Source organism: Mesorhizobium sp. P2_C4 (genome assembly GCF_056404575.1).
This window is the reverse complement of record NZ_JBFUDT010000006.1, coordinates 23,022-36,753: the sequence shown is the minus strand read 5'-3', so window position 1 is coordinate 36,753 and position 13,732 is coordinate 23,022. Positions and strand designations below refer to the sequence as shown.

Annotated in this window: 18 protein-coding genes; 8 read left to right on the top strand and 10 right to left on the bottom strand. The window is 62.3% G+C overall.

What is annotated here, in order from left to right:
- Position 1: 1 nt before the first annotated feature.
- Positions 2–271 carry a hypothetical protein gene (locus tag AC1DX6_RS22035; protein ID WP_477317224.1) on the top strand — a complete coding sequence of 90 codons (270 nt, stop codon included), beginning with the start codon at positions 2–4 and terminating at the stop codon, positions 269–271.
- Positions 272–300: 29 nt separating this feature from the next.
- Here AC1DX6_RS22035 and AC1DX6_RS22030 read toward each other — a convergent pair whose 3' ends face one another.
- On the bottom strand, positions 301–1,269 hold the full coding sequence (locus AC1DX6_RS22030) for a glycosyl transferase family 90 (RefSeq protein ID WP_477317222.1): 969 nt from the start codon (positions 1,267–1,269) through the stop codon (positions 301–303).
- A gap of 204 nt (positions 1,270–1,473) precedes the next feature.
- On the opposite strand from AC1DX6_RS22030, the gene AC1DX6_RS22025 reads away from it, so the two are divergent.
- Positions 1,474–1,632, top strand: a complete 159-nt coding sequence (locus tag AC1DX6_RS22025) for a hypothetical protein (protein WP_477317220.1) — start codon at positions 1,474–1,476, stop codon at positions 1,630–1,632.
- A 93-nt stretch (positions 1,633–1,725) separates the two neighbouring features.
- Here the strand turns inward: AC1DX6_RS22025 and AC1DX6_RS22020 are convergent, their stop codons facing one another.
- Entirely contained in the window at positions 1,726–1,959 is a 234-nt protein-coding gene (locus tag AC1DX6_RS22020) for a DUF982 domain-containing protein (protein ID WP_477317219.1), read from the bottom strand.
- 112 nt (positions 1,960–2,071) lie between these two features.
- Positions 2,072–2,737, bottom strand: a complete 666-nt coding sequence (locus AC1DX6_RS22015; RefSeq protein ID WP_477317217.1) for a GntR family transcriptional regulator — start codon at positions 2,735–2,737, stop codon at positions 2,072–2,074.
- A gap of 156 nt (positions 2,738–2,893) precedes the next feature.
- Between AC1DX6_RS22015 and AC1DX6_RS22010 the strand changes: the two genes are divergently transcribed.
- Both AC1DX6_RS22010 and AC1DX6_RS22005 read left to right on the top strand, forming a co-directional pair.
- Positions 2,894–4,141 carry a multidrug efflux MFS transporter gene (locus tag AC1DX6_RS22010; protein ID WP_477317215.1) on the top strand — a complete coding sequence of 416 codons (1,248 nt, stop codon included), beginning with the start codon at positions 2,894–2,896 and terminating at the stop codon, positions 4,139–4,141.
- A 36-nt stretch (positions 4,142–4,177) separates the two neighbouring features.
- Positions 4,178–4,540: a DUF423 domain-containing protein gene (locus AC1DX6_RS22005; protein ID WP_477317214.1), complete on the top strand. Its 363-nt coding sequence runs from the start codon at positions 4,178–4,180 to the stop codon at positions 4,538–4,540.
- A gap of 20 nt (positions 4,541–4,560) precedes the next feature.
- Here AC1DX6_RS22005 and AC1DX6_RS22000 read toward each other — a convergent pair whose 3' ends face one another.
- Complete coding sequence (locus AC1DX6_RS22000; RefSeq protein WP_477317213.1) at positions 4,561–4,740, bottom strand: hypothetical protein; 180 nt, start codon at positions 4,738–4,740, stop codon at positions 4,561–4,563.
- Between the two features lie 63 nt (positions 4,741–4,803).
- Positions 4,804–4,947 (bottom strand): hypothetical protein, encoded by a 144-nt coding sequence (locus AC1DX6_RS21995; RefSeq protein WP_477317211.1) that lies wholly within the window; start codon positions 4,945–4,947, stop codon positions 4,804–4,806.
- Between the two features lie 160 nt (positions 4,948–5,107).
- On the opposite strand from AC1DX6_RS21995, the gene AC1DX6_RS21990 reads away from it, so the two are divergent.
- Positions 5,108–6,187 carry a LacI family DNA-binding transcriptional regulator gene (locus AC1DX6_RS21990; protein ID WP_477317209.1) on the top strand — a complete coding sequence of 360 codons (1,080 nt, stop codon included), beginning with the start codon at positions 5,108–5,110 and terminating at the stop codon, positions 6,185–6,187.
- A 10-nt stretch (positions 6,188–6,197) separates the two neighbouring features.
- Here the strand turns inward: AC1DX6_RS21990 and AC1DX6_RS21985 are convergent, their stop codons facing one another.
- On the bottom strand, positions 6,198–7,376 hold the full coding sequence (locus AC1DX6_RS21985) for an OpgC family protein (protein ID WP_477317207.1): 1,179 nt from the start codon (positions 7,374–7,376) through the stop codon (positions 6,198–6,200).
- Between the two features lie 202 nt (positions 7,377–7,578).
- Between AC1DX6_RS21985 and AC1DX6_RS21980 the strand changes: the two genes are divergently transcribed.
- Positions 7,579–8,250: an alpha/beta hydrolase gene (locus tag AC1DX6_RS21980; protein WP_477317205.1), complete on the top strand. Its 672-nt coding sequence runs from the start codon at positions 7,579–7,581 to the stop codon at positions 8,248–8,250.
- A gap of 130 nt (positions 8,251–8,380) precedes the next feature.
- On the opposite strand, the gene AC1DX6_RS21975 is transcribed toward AC1DX6_RS21980, so the two are convergent.
- The 4 genes from AC1DX6_RS21975 to sthA all read right to left on the bottom strand — a co-directional run bounded on the left by AC1DX6_RS21975 (position 8,381) and on the right by sthA (position 12,024).
- The gene (locus tag AC1DX6_RS21975) at positions 8,381–8,581 is read right to left on the bottom strand and encodes a hypothetical protein (protein WP_477317203.1); all 201 of its coding nucleotides are present in this window, start codon (positions 8,579–8,581) and stop codon (positions 8,381–8,383) included.
- Between the two features lie 141 nt (positions 8,582–8,722).
- A complete protein-coding gene (locus tag AC1DX6_RS21970; RefSeq protein ID WP_477317201.1) occupies positions 8,723–9,727 on the bottom strand; it encodes an inorganic phosphate transporter in 1,005 nt (334 codons plus the stop codon).
- Between the two features lie 3 nt (positions 9,728–9,730).
- Positions 9,731–10,372 (bottom strand): DUF47 family protein, encoded by a 642-nt coding sequence (locus tag AC1DX6_RS21965; protein WP_477317739.1) that lies wholly within the window; start codon positions 10,370–10,372, stop codon positions 9,731–9,733.
- A gap of 263 nt (positions 10,373–10,635) precedes the next feature.
- Positions 10,636–12,024: a Si-specific NAD(P)(+) transhydrogenase gene (gene sthA / locus AC1DX6_RS21960; protein WP_477317199.1), complete on the bottom strand. Its 1,389-nt coding sequence runs from the start codon at positions 12,022–12,024 to the stop codon at positions 10,636–10,638.
- A gap of 218 nt (positions 12,025–12,242) precedes the next feature.
- Here sthA and AC1DX6_RS21955 point away from each other — a divergent pair, with 218 nt between their 5' ends.
- Positions 12,243–12,713, top strand: a complete 471-nt coding sequence (locus tag AC1DX6_RS21955) for an RDD family protein (RefSeq protein WP_477317197.1) — start codon at positions 12,243–12,245, stop codon at positions 12,711–12,713.
- A gap of 139 nt (positions 12,714–12,852) precedes the next feature.
- Positions 12,853–13,617 (top strand): arginyltransferase, encoded by a 765-nt coding sequence (locus tag AC1DX6_RS21950; protein WP_107647332.1) that lies wholly within the window; start codon positions 12,853–12,855, stop codon positions 13,615–13,617.
- The last annotated feature ends 115 nt before the right edge of the window (positions 13,618–13,732 follow it).

Sequence of the window (13,732 nt, the reverse complement as noted above, 5' to 3'; positions counted from 1 at the left end):
CATGCAAACAACCGCGTGCTATTGCGCGGTCGTCATTCTTTCGTCTGCCACCGGCGCAGTGTGCGGCGATTTTGACGGTGAAAAGGTGGCTTCGGTCTACGCAGATGTCAGAGCAGCATGCCGTCAAGCAGAACTTGACGGCCAACCGATTTCGCAAGCGGCGAGCGATCGCTTTTGCATCATTCTTGATGCCCTCGGATTTCAATTGAAGGCCAAGGGCTATTGCTGGGACACTTCAGAAGCAGAGTGGAGACTCTGCACAAAGAAGTAGGATCCTGCAGAAGCAATGGCCGAGACGATCTAGCCCGAGATATAGCGCCAGACCTCGGGATCGGGCTCCACCTGGCCGCTGAGAACGAAATATTTGTAGAGCACGAGCAGCGAGATCGCCTGCTCTGCCTGCTCGTTGCAGAACTTTCGGCAATAGGCGTTGGCGGCGGCAATGATGCGTTCTGCCTCCGCCGGATGCTGCTCGAAATACCGCATTTTTTCGGCAAGATCGGAGAAATCTGCTGCGAGCGGCACATAGTGGATGTCAGCTTCGATCTGCTTCTCGGCGAACCAGGTCTCGTATGTCGGCGGCGGCATCAGGCAGAGCGAATTCGAACTCATGATCCATTTGAGGTTGGTCGCCACATCATTGCCTTCGAGCGAAACGATGTAGCGGTAGTGCCGCTGCTGTTCGATGCTGAGATATGGCTTGCGGTACGCCGCAGCGGTCGACTTGGGTGAGCCGACATCGCAGAACGGCAGATCGCGCACCGCCTCCAGGAACAGCGTGCGGATCGGATTGTTGAGTTCACCGCGCCAGACCACGGCCGGACGTTTGTCCACAAAACGCATAGAGTCGGCGGGCATGTTGAAATGGCGAAACTTGTCGAGCTTCATCAGCACGGCATTTTTGTTGTCGTCCTGGATTGGTCGATCCTTGACGATCGACGGCACCTTTGGCACGTCAATGACATCGCCGAATTCCAGGTCGATCAGCAGGCCGGGATCGAAATAGCGGGCGAATTCCTTCAGGTCGTAATAATACATGCTCGGCCTGAATGGTATCCGGCGGACAGGCACCGCACCCGGGCTCGGCACGAAGGCATGCTGCAGCTTGTTGTAGTAGTCCAGCCGTTCGCGAACCGACGCGTCGGAAAGGCTTGCCTGGCGAAGCCGGCCGGCCAACCTGCTGCGGAACAATGCCTGCGGCGCCAAATCGCGCACGACGTTGCGTGCGTAGTAGAACACCTTGACTGCGTTGCGTAGGACTGTGGCCATCGGTCACTTGATCAAAACAGACTGGCGGCCCCAGCATTTCGGCGCCTCAAGTCTTTCCTACACCATTGTGCCGCCTATCTTGCAAGCCCGGAACCACCGGGAAGCTCACCACCGAGCATCTATGGATGCCGATCGTCCCCTGCGGTGTTGTGTTTGCGGCCCAATGCTCCTAGGCAGGGGCAAGTCTTAGAGAAAGGATCCGATATGGCACGACCACCGAACTACGGACAGGAACGCAAGGAGCGTGACCGGCAGAAGGCTGCCAAGAAGGCGGAGAAGCTGGCGGCCAAGGTCGCGGCCAAGGATCGTTCGACACCCGAGAACGAAACCAACGCTGAAACCGAGACCGAAACGGCAGAATAGAACGGCATAGGGCAGACCGGGTTACGTCACCCGGTTACACCAAGGGATGCGCCGTGCTCGAGCCGGCGCTTGCCGTGCTCAGATCGGCCGTGCTCAGGCCGGCGTCTTGTCGCTGATGAAGACGTTGACTTCGCGCGCGGCAGCGATGAAGGCGCGCCTCGCGTTCATCGCCGGCTTGTCGCCGGCCAGCGCGTCATGACAGGCCTGCAGCGCTTCGCGGTGCTTCATGCTGCGCTTGCCGGGCCAGCTGTTGAGCAGATAATCGGAAGCCTCGCGCGCCGTACGCAAGAGCTGAGTGCTTCCCTCCGTGGCCGACTTGACGGTCACGGGTGTTTCAAATCGGTTGTTTTCCATGGCCGCTCTTACGCCATCGGCGTTCGCGAAGCGAGGCCGAAAGTGATTGCACTGTCCGTTCTGCCCTTTTCGTGATGAACGCGCCTTACGCGGCGACGACGGCAAATCCCCTGGCGCGCAGGCCGCGCCGGTCATTGTGCAGCGACGTCACCAGCCGGTCGCGGCTGCCGACGATGTGGGCTGAAAGCCGGCCTGCCGCGCCGTCGGCGTCGCCAGCCCGCACTGCGGCCAGAATGGCGTGGTGCTCGGCCCAGGCACGGCCAAGGGCTGCCTCGTCGCGGACCTCGAGCCAGCGGGCGCGCGACAGGCGGGTCATCGCATCGCGCACCGCCCTGAACAGAAACTCGTTGCCGGACAGACGTGCCAGCTCGATGTGGAAATCCATGCCGACGCGATGCCATTCCTCGCGCGGAGTGCCGGCATCGCAGGAATCGAGCATCGCCTCGATGACATCGATGGCGCTCCTGTCCTCTAGGGCGCAGGTCAGGCGCAGCGCCGCGACTTCGACCGCCTCGCGATAGACCGCGATCTGCTGGAGCTCGGCAAGGTTGATCGGCGACACCGTCCAGCCGCGCCCGTCGCGGCAGATCAGCCCTTCCGTCTCCAGCCGCAGCAAAGCCGCCCTGACTGGCGTGCGCGACGCGCCGAAGCGGCTTTCGATCCAGCGCTCCGTCAGCCGCTCGCCGGGACCGATCTCGAGGCCGAGGATCATCTCGCGAAGCTGTTTTTCGACATTCTGCATCTGCGACATTTTTATTCCGTTGTCCTTGTGACTGGGACCAACCGGCCGGCCGTTTGAGGAGGCCGCATTGACAGCAGCCAGACTTGCGTCCATGACGGATACCAGCTTGGTATCCCAAAATGGTACCCGCAGCAAGCCATCGGCTGCCGGGACAGGACAAATGACATGCCGCAAGACAGCGCAGGCACATACAACGCCCATTGGCGGCGCAATCTGTTCGTCTGCGTTGCCGGCTCGTTCAGCACGCTCATTGCGATGACGCTGCTGCTGCCGTTCCTGCCGCTCTATGTCGAGCAACTCGGCGCCAAGGGCCACGCGGCAATCGTGCAATGGTCCGGCATCGCCTATGGCGCGACCTTCTTTGCCGCAGCACTGGTCGCGCCGCTGTGGGGACGGCTGGGCGACCGCTACGGTCGCAAGCTGATGCTGGTGCGCGCCAGCTTCGGCATGGCCATCTGCATGTCGCTGACCGGGATGGTGCAGACGGTCTGGCAACTGGTGCTGCTGCGCCTGCTGATCGGTTTTGCCGGCGGCTATTCCTCGGGCTCGACCATCCTGGTGGCCATGCAGACACCGAAGGAGCGCTCAGGCTGGGCGCTCGGCGTGATGTCGGCCGGCATCACCGCCGGCGCGCTGGTCGGTCCCTTGCTCGGCGGCGTGCTGCCGCCGCTGATCGGCATCCGCACCACCTTCCTCATCTCTGGCAGCGTCATTTTTCTGGCCTTCCTGGCCACGACCTTTCTCATCAAGGAGAACCCTCGCCCGACCACAACACACGCCAGGACGAAGGAGAAACCCAGAGGTGGCTGGGCGCAGATACCCGACAAGCGCCCTGTCGTCGCCATGTTGGCGACGGGCATGCTGTTGAGTTTCGCCACCATGTCGATCGAGCCGATCATCACCGTCTATGTGCAGCAGCTCATCGAGGATCAGAGCCGGGTCACGCTGATCTCCGGCGTCGTCATGTCGGCGGCCGCGCTCGGCGCCATCCTGTCGGCCTCTCGGCTCGGCAAGCTCGCCGACCGCATCGGCCATTGGAACGTTGTCGTCGGCGCGCTCGCCGTCTCGGCGCTGCTGCTCATCCCGCAGGCTTTCGTCACCGAGGGCTGGCAGCTGGTGGGCTTGCGTTTCCTGATGGGCCTGGCGCTCGGCGGTCTGTTGCCCTGCATCACCAGCGTCATCCGCCACAATGTTCCTGACGGCGTCGGTGGCAATGTGCTTGGCCTGTCGATTTCGGCGCAATATGTCGGCCAGGTCGCCGGGCCGCTGCTTGGCGGCTTCGTCGGCGGTCATTTCGGCATGCGGGCGGTGTTTCTCGGCACATCGGTGCTGATGGCGGGCGGCGCGGTGTATAACTGGCTGGTCCAGTCACGCCGGCAACGTGACATGCTGGTGCTATCAGGCAAATCCTGACACAGGCTATTTCATTGAGATCACGGAGACATTGGTATGGCCGAGCACCTTGCGGGTGGCCGCATCCTGGTTTTTGCCGGCGGCCTGTGCGGCGCGGCGGGCGTGGCATTGTCCGCCGCGGCGGCGCATCTGGGCGGCGCCTTCGTCGGAACGGCCGCATCGTTCCTGATCATGCATGCGCCGGTGTTTCTGGCCATCGGCCTTATCGGCGCGAACCGGATGCTGCGATGCGGAAGCTTCATCCTGCTCGCCGGGCTGCTGCTGTTCTCGGGCGATCTTCTCGCCCGAGACTTCCTTGGCTCAAGGCTGTTTCCGATGTCGGCGCCGATCGGCGGCACCTTGCTCATCGCGGGCTGGCTGGTGATTGCCGGTTCCGCCTTGCTGCGTCCACGCCCCTGAGGTGCGCTCTGTTGTGAGTGTCAGCCTTCCTGACGCTCGCGTTCGCCAGATCTCACTTGCCGGCGCTCAAGCCGGACCAACAACTCACGGCCGCGTGTGGCCGGCTCGGCGGCACGCCGCCGCTCCGGCCGATCGGAGGCCGGCGACATGCCCCAATAATTGCGGAAAATTTCTTCGAAGATACGATTGACGGGATGCATCGCATTCTCCCTGTTTTGAAACTTGAATCGATTCAATCGATCAGCTCAAGAATGCCGCGCCGATCAGCCCCGCTTGCGATCCACAAGGAAACGCAGATCGCGCTTCCACGGCCCCGTTTTGACGTGGCGCTTCTGGGCGGAGGCAACAGAGGCGATACCCCAGTCGTTGCCGTAGATGTCTTCAAACAGATAGTTGACGGGATGCATGGCACCCTCCTCTTCAAGCGATCCAACCACAATTGGCACATTTGGATCGATTCAAAGATAAGCCTTGCCGGGCCAATGTCAAGCAATAGTTTGAATCGATCCAACGAAAATGCTAGATGCGCCCAGCGAACGTGCTAGATGGGAGATGGAGGCAAACAAAATGGCGCTACGCGGCGAAGGCAGCACAAGACCCATCCGGCTGGCAGACATCGCCAAAGCCGCCGGGGTTTCGCACGGCACTGCCTCCAATGTCTTCAGCCGTCCCGAGATCGTGCGCGAGGAAGTGCGCGAGCGGGTCAAGGCGGCGGCGGAGGCGATGGGCTATGCCGGGCCCGACCCCAAGGGCCGCCTGTTGCGCGCCGGCAAGGTCAACGCGATCGGCGTCGCCACGAGCCAACCCCTCGCCTATTTCTTCGACGATCCCTATGCCCGCGCCATGATGGCCAGCATTTCCACGGCATGCGACGCCACCGGCGCCGGCATAGCACTGGTGTCGGCAGGCAATGAGGAAAAGCTTGCCTGGAACATCCAGAGCGCGCTGGTCGACGGTTTCATCCTGTTTTGCATCGAGGGCGGCTCGCGCCTTGTCGAGCTGACACGCGAGCGCAAGCTGCCCTTCGTCGCGCTCGAACTCGGCTTCGAGGACGATACGGTTTCGGCAATCGGCGTCGACAATGCCGCCGGCGCCCGCATGGCGGCGCGGCATCTCGCCGAGCTTGGCCATCGCCGCTTTGCCGTACTGTCGCTGCAGTTCGCCGACGGCAGCACGGGCCTTGTCTCGCCAAGCCAAGTTGCGGCGGCGGTCTACACCGGCACGCGTGACCGCCTTGCCGGCTATTTCGAGGTGCTTTCCCGCTTCGGCGTCGATACCGCCAAGGTGCCGGTCTACGAGACCGAAAACGACGAAGCCAGCACGAGAGCCGGCCTCGAAACCATCTTCGCCGGCAGCGAAAAGCCCACAGCCATCCTGGCGATGTCGGACCGGATGGCCATGATCGCCATCGAATGGTTGGCTGCACGGGGTATTGCGGTGCCGGGCGACGTCTCCATCGTCGGTTTCGACGGCGTGCCTGGCGCAGCCCTTTGCGATCCTGCGCTGACCACGGTCGCTCAGCCGATTGCCGAGATCGGCCGCCGGGCGGCACGCGCGATCCTTGATTTCGACGGCAAGGTGCTGCGCGACACACTGGATGTCGAGCTGATCGTTCGGGCTTCGGCCGGGCCGCCCAAAAAAGCTTGAGCATCCCGCTCTATCGGTTGGCGCCTGCCGTCGCCGGCTGCGCGCGGAAAGACGCCCGCCCGGAGGCTGCTTCGCTGCGCGTCGGCCGCTTGCCGGATGCACCGATGCTCGAAAACCATTCGAGATAGAAGGCGAGTGCGAACTGCATGGCGATGCCTGCAGCGATCAAAAGACTGTCATAGGCAAGGCCGCCCGGATTGATCAGCTTCAGCACCTGCGCTGCCATTGCGAGCACCGTGCCGGCGATGAAAACCGGCAGCGACCGCTTGCCGAGTATCGCCAGTGGATGATCGCGGGCGGTGCGAAACAGGTTCGAGATGGCCGGAAAGGCGACGATCAAATAGCTCACCGCCAGGATGTGCAGCAGCCGCGGCAGCGACAGGAACGTCTTGTCGAAGCCGGTCAGCACCACCGGCAGATCCAGCCACGACACGTGACCCCAGAGCGGGCTGTGCACCCAGACAAGCGCGCCCGCGACATAGGTTGCCGCCGCGCCGACCAGCCAACGATTGACCGGAATGGTGCCGCCGCGCCTGACATGCAGCGTGCCCGCCAGGCCGATATTGAACAGGAACTGCCACGACAGCGGATTGAGAAACCAGAAGCCCGGCTCGGGATAATTGGCCGGAGCGATCTGGTAGATTCCGGCCACCAGCCACAGCGCTCCGGACACGGCGAGCGCCGGCAGCGGCCGGTAGCTGACGAACAGCAGGAAGACCGGCGCCATCAGCAGCAGCGCCGCATAGACCGGCAGGATGTTGTTGTAGCCGAGCTGATGGCCGAGCGTGACGATGCCGATCAGCACCTCCGGCGTGTTTTTCATCAGCGGCTCGATGTTGATCAGTTTCAGCAGTTCCGGGCGCTGGGCGAACACCGCCGCCGCGCAGAACATCGCCATCACCGCCATCGTCGTGACGATATGGGCGGCATAGAGCACACCCGCCCGCCGCCACATCTTTAGTGTCGCGAGTGGCCGGCCTCCCGGCTGGAACTTGCCGCCATAGGCGAGCGCGACGGACATGCCGGAGATCAGCACAAAGGCCTCCGCCGCGTCCGAAAAGCCGAAATTCTTGTAGGTCAGGGTTTCGAAAGCGGTGCCCGGCACGTGGTCGATGAATATTGTGATCAGCGCGAGTGCGCGAAACACATCGATACGCGTGTCGCGTTCGGACGAAACTGGCATGGACATCGACAAAAGGCCTCAAAGCTGGTCGTTCATTGGGGCAATGCGACCCCCGACGCACCGCTTCGATTCCTCCCGTGAGAGAGTGTATCGCCGCAGAAACGGACTGAAGTTAGCCTGGTTCAATCAACTTTCACGGAGCATGAAAATATTCCGTTTTGAAGCCGGCAAATGAACAAAAGTGCCATCAAATCAAAAGGATGTGATGATGACTGAAGAGGCCGCCGAAGACGGATTGCTGAGGCGCGACCTAGGCTTTTTCTACCGCCTCTACACGCCTGCCGATACAACCGGCGAAGTGCTTTTTCTGCTGCATGGATCCGGCGTCGACGAGACGACCCTGGTTCCACTGGCAAGGCAGATCGCGCCACGCGCGGTGTTGCTAGCGGTGCGCGGTCGTATCGCCCAGGAGGACGGGTTCCGCTGGTTTACACGCATCACGCCGACGTGCTTCGAGCAGGACAGCATCCGCACCGAGACGGACGCCTTCGCCGGCTTTGTCGGCGCTGTCGCAAAGCGCCATGGGCTCGATCCCGCCCGCACCGTCTTTCTCGGCTATTCAAACGGCGCCAATCTGGTTTCGAGCCTGATGCTGCTTCATCCGGGCCTTGTCCGGCGCGCGGTGTTGCTGAGGCCAATGCCGGTGCTGGACGCGGTGCCGGCGGTGGATCTGGGCGGAACGGACGTGCTGATCATCGCCGGCGCCGCCGACCTCACCTACGCGCCTTTCGCGCCGGCGCTGGTGACGCTGCTCAGTCAGCACGGCGCCGCGGTCGATGCGCGCATTGTTGCTTCGGGCCACGAGTTTGGCGACCCGGACGCGGCGATTGTGCGGCAGTGGCTGGCGGGCGAAACGGCTGGAGAATGCACAAGACGCTGAAAATGACACCGCCAATGGCCACCGGCGTGTCCAAGACGCTCTGGTCGATGGAAGTCCTTTGCGAGAAGATGGACGCGGCTGCGCCGAAGCCCGGCAGCGCGGTCCATACAAGAAGAAGATTGCGTAGAGGCTACCTGCCCTTCACGCCGTCCTTGCCGACGATTGTGAGCTTCGGTGCGTGGGCTTCCCGGATGATCTTGGCGGCTTCGTCTCTGGTGATGCCGACCTTGCGGGCATAGTAGGCAGCTTCCGCTTCAAGCGCGCCTTCTAGTGGCGCTTCAATCTCCTGTTTTGCTTTCCGTTTCGCCTTCTTCCCCATGATGCGAATCATAGCACATTGCCGGGGTTGGCTGAATGCTCATGTCTAAGGCTGCTTAAACTGAGACACTACCGCCAAAGGGCATACCTTGAAGCGGCGGCGAGATCGACTACGCCATGCTGGTCAAGAAATACGGCACGCGCCTGCTCCGCGTCAGCCGCCGAGGCGCGTGACAAAATAGGTGAGGGCCGAAATGGCGGCCGTCGCCGGCAAGGTGACGATCCAGGCGATGACGATGTTCCCGGCGATGCCCCAGCGTACGGCAGAAACGCGGCGGGCGGCACCGACGCCGATGATGGCGCCGGTGATGGTATGCGTGGTCGACACTGGAACGCCAAGCCAGGTGGCGGCGAACAGGGTGATTGCGCCGCCGGTCTCGGCGCAGAAGCCCTGCATCGGGTTCAGCCGGGTAATCTTCGAACCCATTGTGTGGACGATGCGCCAGCCGCCGAACAAGGTGCCGAGCGCCAGTGCCGTCTGACAGGTGAGGACGACCCATAGTGGCACGTAGAAATTGGCGCCGAGCATACCTTGCGAATAGAGCAGTACAGCGATGATGCCCATGGTTTTCTGCGCATCGTTGCCGCCGTGTCCCAGCGAATAGAGCGAAGCGGAAAAGAACTGCAGGACGCGGAATGTGCTGTCGACGGCGAACGGCGTCTGGCGCAGGAACAGCCAGGAAACAACAAGGATCAGGACAAGCGCCAGAACAAATCCGGTCGCCGGTGACAGGACGATCGCGGCGACCGTCTTGCCGAGCCCCGTCCAGACGATGGCGCCGACGCCCGCCTTGGCAACGCCGGCGCCGACCAGCCCGCCGATCAGCGCATGCGAGCTGCTGGAGGGGATGCCGGCAATCCAGGTGACGATGTTCCAGGCAATGGCGCCGACAAGGGCTGAGAAGATCACTGCCGGCGTGACGATAGAGACGTCAACTATGCCCTTCCCCACTGTCTCGGCGACATGAAGACCGAAGAACATGAAGGCGATGAAATTGAAGAAAGCCGCCCACAGAACCGCATATTGCGGCCGCAGCACGCGGGTAGAGACGATGGTGGCGATGGAATTGGCGGCATCGTGCAGGCCGTTGAGAAAATCGAAGAACAGCGCCACGGCGACAAGGCCGACCAGAACGGGAAAGGCAATGGTGGCTTCCATCACCTAAACATTCTCGATGACGATGCCGCTAATCTCGTTGGCGACGTCTTCGAAACGGTCGACCACCTTTTCCAGCTGACCGTAGATCTCTGAGCCGATCAGGTAAGCCATCGGGTCGCTGCGGCCATGCCGCTTGAACAGGTCCTTCAGCCCTTGCTCGTGCAGATCGTCGGCGCGGCTTTCGACGCGCATCACCTCTTCGGCGATGGCGTTGAGGCGCACGGAGTGCGTGCCGACTTTGCTCAGCAGCGGGATCGCCTCGGCAACCAGCTTGGCGGCAGCGACGATGACGCCGCCCATTTCCTGCATCAGCGGGTCGAATTCCTTCTTTTCGAACAGCTTCACCGTCTTGACGGTCTTGTGCATCATGTCGATGGCATCATCCATCGACTGGATCAGGTCCTTGATGTCGCCGCGATCGAAAGGCGTGATGAAGGAGCGCCGCACCGCCAGCAGGACTTCGGCGGTGATATGATCGGCCTCATCCTCGAGATCGATGATCTTCTGACACCAGCGATCGATGTCCCTGCCCTGCAGAAGCTGTTCCAGCGCCTCGGCACCGCCGACCACGGTGCGGGAATGCCGCTCGAACAGGTCGAAGAAGCGATCTTCGCGCGGTAGCAGCTTGCGGAACCAGCCCAGCATCTCGACCTCCCGTCGCGCTTCCACGACCCTGTCCATTCACATAGCGCCCCAGCGAGCCACTGGAAACAGTAAGCCGGCTGAAAGATGTGTATGCGGAAGACCCGGATTGAGATGCAATCCGACTTTCGAGAAGCGCAGGATAACTGCGATGAAGACCGCCGGCGTGCGTCCAGCCGAAATCGAGGCGCTGCTGCCGATGCCTCCAGCCGACGTCATGCTGCCGCTGCTCGCGCAGATGGACGGCTGAGCAGATACCCGCCTAACTAGCCCTGCCCCATCCGGTTCCAGGCATCGAGCCCGGCGATCTTGTAGGCTTCGGCCAGCGTTGGATAGTTGAAGGTGTTGTTGACGAAGAAATCGACGGTGCCACCGAGGTTGATCACTGCCTGGCCGATGTGAATGAGTTCGGTGGCGCCCTCGCCAACGATGTGGGCGCCGAGCAGGCGGCGCGTTTCGACCGAGAACAGCAGCTTCAGGAAACCGGTGTTGACGCCCATGATATGGCCGCGCGAGGTTTCGCGGAACCGCGCCACGCCGACCTCGTAGGCGGCGCCGCTCTCGCGCACCTGTTCCTCCGACTGGCCGACGGTGGAAATTTCGGGCACGGCGTAAATGCCATAGGGAAAGGTTTCCGGCGGCGGCGGCAGTTGCACACCGAAGGCGTGGCAGGCGGCCACCCTGCCCTGCTCCATCGAGGTCGAGGCCAGGCTGGGGAAACCGATGACGTCGCCGGTGGCATAGATGTTGGGCGCACTGGTCTGGAAGGTCTGCGGATCGACCTTGATGCGGCCCCTGGAGTCGGCCTCGATGCCGACCACGTCGAGGCCAAGGCTGCCGAGATTGCCGCTGCGGCCGGCGGCATAAAGCACGATCTCGGAGCGGATGGTGCGGCCGTCGGCGAGTGTCACTTCGGCATAGTCGGGCTTGGAGGCGATTTCCTTGACCGTGCTGCCCAGACGAATGGTCATGCCGCGGTCGCGCATCTGATGGATGAAGTCGTCGACGATCTCGCGGTCGACGAAATCGAGGATGGTGTTGCGCGGCTCGACCAGCGTCACCGGCACGTCGAGAGCGGAAAAGATCGTCGCATATTCGACGCCGATGACGCCGGCGCCGATCACCGTCAGCGTGCGCGGCAGATGGTCGAGTTCCAGCATTTCGTCGCTGTCGAAGACGCGGACCTTGTCGAAGGGCACATCGCGCGGCCGATGCGGCCTGGTGCCGACCGCGATCAGCGCATTGGCGAAGCCGACCTCCGAGTAGTCGCCATTGTCGGCCGTCAGGCTGATCTTGTTGGGGCCGAGGAATTTCGCCGTGGCGCGCGCGCTCTTGACCGCATTGCGCATGAACTGGTGCTGCAGCACCTCGACCTCGTGATCGAGCGTCTTGTGCAGGCGATCTACCAGATCGCCAATCGAAATGTCCTGCTTGACCCGGTAGCCGCGTCCGTAAAAGCCACGCTCGCGCCAGCCGGAAAGATTGAGCACCGTCTCGCGCAACGTCTTTGACGGAATGGTGCCGGTATGCACGGACACGCCGCCGAGGCGGCGCCCCCTGTCGACCACCAGCACCGATTTGCCGAGCTTGGCCGACTGCACTGCGGCGCGGCGCCCGGAAGGGCCGCTGCCGATGACCAGCATGTCATAATCCATATTTGCCCCGTCCCTCGCCCCTGGCGCCTGACAGCCTTTGTTGCGCCGCAGCAAGCTAACGCCATCCGTGCGGTGAATTCAACCGATTCGCACCGCGCCGGCGCAGCTTCGTCATCGATGCCGCCGAGAGGCCCGATCTTGATTATGCGGCAGGCCTTCACCATTTCATCACCAGCCAGGTCCGCAGCCTATTGCGGCCCCGATTACGAGGATATGACATGAACGCGCGCGTACTTGACGGCGAAATCATCACCAGCAGGCTCGAGGATGTCCGCGCCTATGAGGGTGTGCGCTCGCGGCGCATCTTTGCCTTCATCATCGACTATTGCATCGTCGCGCTGCTGACCATTCCGTTCGCGATCCTGGTGTTCCTGCTTGGTCTGCTGACGCTCGGCCTCGGCTGGATGCTGTTTTCCGTCCTCGTGCCGGCTGTCGCCATCCTCTACATCTGGAACACGCTGGGCAGCATCGACCAGGCGACGACGGGCATGAAGATGATGGGCATCCGGCTTGACCGCCTTGACGGCACCCGCATCGACGGGCTTACCGCCGTGGTGCATTCGGTGCTGTTCTGGGCCGGCAACGTCATCCTGACGCCGCTGGTGCTTCTGGTGACCCTGTTTTCTGATCGCAAGCGCACGCTGCACGATCTGCTGCTCGGCACGGTGGTCAGCCGCAGCGACCGTTGAAACAGCTTTTTGCGAGTCCCGGGAGCCGCTTTTGCATAAATGTGAAGGCGTCCGGTCAACCAAGCGTCTATAATCCTGTTGAATTTTTCGCCGTCCGCGCCAAAGGTAGGACGATTCGCAGGAGTGTTTCCAAGACTCGATGACGCAGCATCCGACCCAGTCGCCGCAGTTCTTCCTGACCGCGCCGTCGCCGTGCCCGTATCTTGAGGGCCAGTTCGAGCGCAAGGTGTTCACGCATCTGGTCGGCGACAAGGCGCCGGAGATGAACGACCTTCTGACGCAAGGCGGCTTCCGGCGTTCGCAGAACATCGCCTACCGGCCGGCCTGCGAGACCTGCCGCGCCTGCGTCTCAGTGCGCATCCTGGCTCAGGAATTCACCGCCAGCCGCAACATGAAGCGGGTGATCCAGCACAATTCGGATCTCGTCGGCGCCATGCATGACGCGCAACCGTCGACCGAGCAGTACTCGCTGTTCCGCTCCTATCTCGATGCCCGCCACCGCCGTGGCGGCATGTCCGACATGACGGTGCTCGACTACGCCATGATGGTCGAGGACACCCATGTCGACACCAAGGTCATCGAATATCGCCGACGCGGCCCCGACACCTTCATCACCGGCAAGGGCCAGGGCGAGTTGATCGCCGTGGCGCTGACCGACAAGATGGCCGACGGCCTGTCGATGGTCTATTCCTACTTCAATCCCGACTTCGAGGACCGTTCGCTCGGCACCTTCATGATCCTCGACCACATCGCCCGCGCCAGAGCCATGGGCCTGCCCCATGTCTATCTCGGCTACTGGGTCAACGGCTCGCGCAAGATGAACTATAAGATGCGCTTCATGCCGCAGGAGCATCTCGGCCCGAAAGGCTGGGAGCGCTACGATCACGAAGCGGTTTCACGCTGATTTTTTCTTTCGCCGTTCATCCTTAGACTGTTTCAATAGGGATGCCGCTGGTCTTCCGATCAATCGGCTGGAAAGACAGGCGCTGGGCCGATTCTACGGCCGCTTCAAATTCATT

Bases quoted from the DNA above. Each gene is read 5' to 3' on its own strand.
- AC1DX6_RS22005 (WP_477317214.1), top strand. From the start codon at position 4,178: ATGGCCGAGCACCTTGCGGGTGGCCGCATCCTGGTTTTTGCCGGCGGC.
- AC1DX6_RS22025 (WP_477317220.1), top strand. From the start codon at position 1,474: ATGGCACGACCACCGAACTACGGACAGGAACGCAAGGAGCGTGACCGG.
- AC1DX6_RS21975 (WP_477317203.1), bottom strand. From the start codon at position 8,581: ATGATTCGCATCATGGGGAAGAAGGCGAAACGGAAAGCAAAACAGGAG.
- AC1DX6_RS22030 (WP_477317222.1), bottom strand. From the start codon at position 1,269: ATGGCCACAGTCCTACGCAACGCAGTCAAGGTGTTCTACTACGCACGC.
- AC1DX6_RS21990 (WP_477317209.1), top strand. From the start codon at position 5,108: ATGGCGCTACGCGGCGAAGGCAGCACAAGACCCATCCGGCTGGCAGAC.
- AC1DX6_RS21950 (WP_107647332.1), top strand. From the start codon at position 12,853: ATGACGCAGCATCCGACCCAGTCGCCGCAGTTCTTCCTGACCGCGCCG.
- AC1DX6_RS21965 (WP_477317739.1), bottom strand. From the start codon at position 10,372: ATGCTGGGCTGGTTCCGCAAGCTGCTACCGCGCGAAGATCGCTTCTTC.
- AC1DX6_RS21980 (WP_477317205.1), top strand. From the start codon at position 7,579: ATGACTGAAGAGGCCGCCGAAGACGGATTGCTGAGGCGCGACCTAGGC.
- AC1DX6_RS22010 (WP_477317215.1), top strand. From the start codon at position 2,894: ATGCCGCAAGACAGCGCAGGCACATACAACGCCCATTGGCGGCGCAAT.
- AC1DX6_RS21970 (WP_477317201.1), bottom strand. From the start codon at position 9,727: ATGGAAGCCACCATTGCCTTTCCCGTTCTGGTCGGCCTTGTCGCCGTG.
- AC1DX6_RS22015 (WP_477317217.1), bottom strand. From the start codon at position 2,737: ATGTCGCAGATGCAGAATGTCGAAAAACAGCTTCGCGAGATGATCCTC.
- AC1DX6_RS22000 (WP_477317213.1), bottom strand. From the start codon at position 4,740: ATGCATCCCGTCAATCGTATCTTCGAAGAAATTTTCCGCAATTATTGG.
- AC1DX6_RS21985 (WP_477317207.1), bottom strand. From the start codon at position 7,376: ATGTCCATGCCAGTTTCGTCCGAACGCGACACGCGTATCGATGTGTTT.
- AC1DX6_RS21955 (WP_477317197.1), top strand. From the start codon at position 12,243: ATGAACGCGCGCGTACTTGACGGCGAAATCATCACCAGCAGGCTCGAG.
- AC1DX6_RS22035 (WP_477317224.1), top strand. From the start codon at position 2: ATGCAAACAACCGCGTGCTATTGCGCGGTCGTCATTCTTTCGTCTGCC.
- sthA (WP_477317199.1), bottom strand. From the start codon at position 12,024: ATGGATTATGACATGCTGGTCATCGGCAGCGGCCCTTCCGGGCGCCGC.
- AC1DX6_RS21995 (WP_477317211.1), bottom strand. From the start codon at position 4,947: ATGCATCCCGTCAACTATCTGTTTGAAGACATCTACGGCAACGACTGG.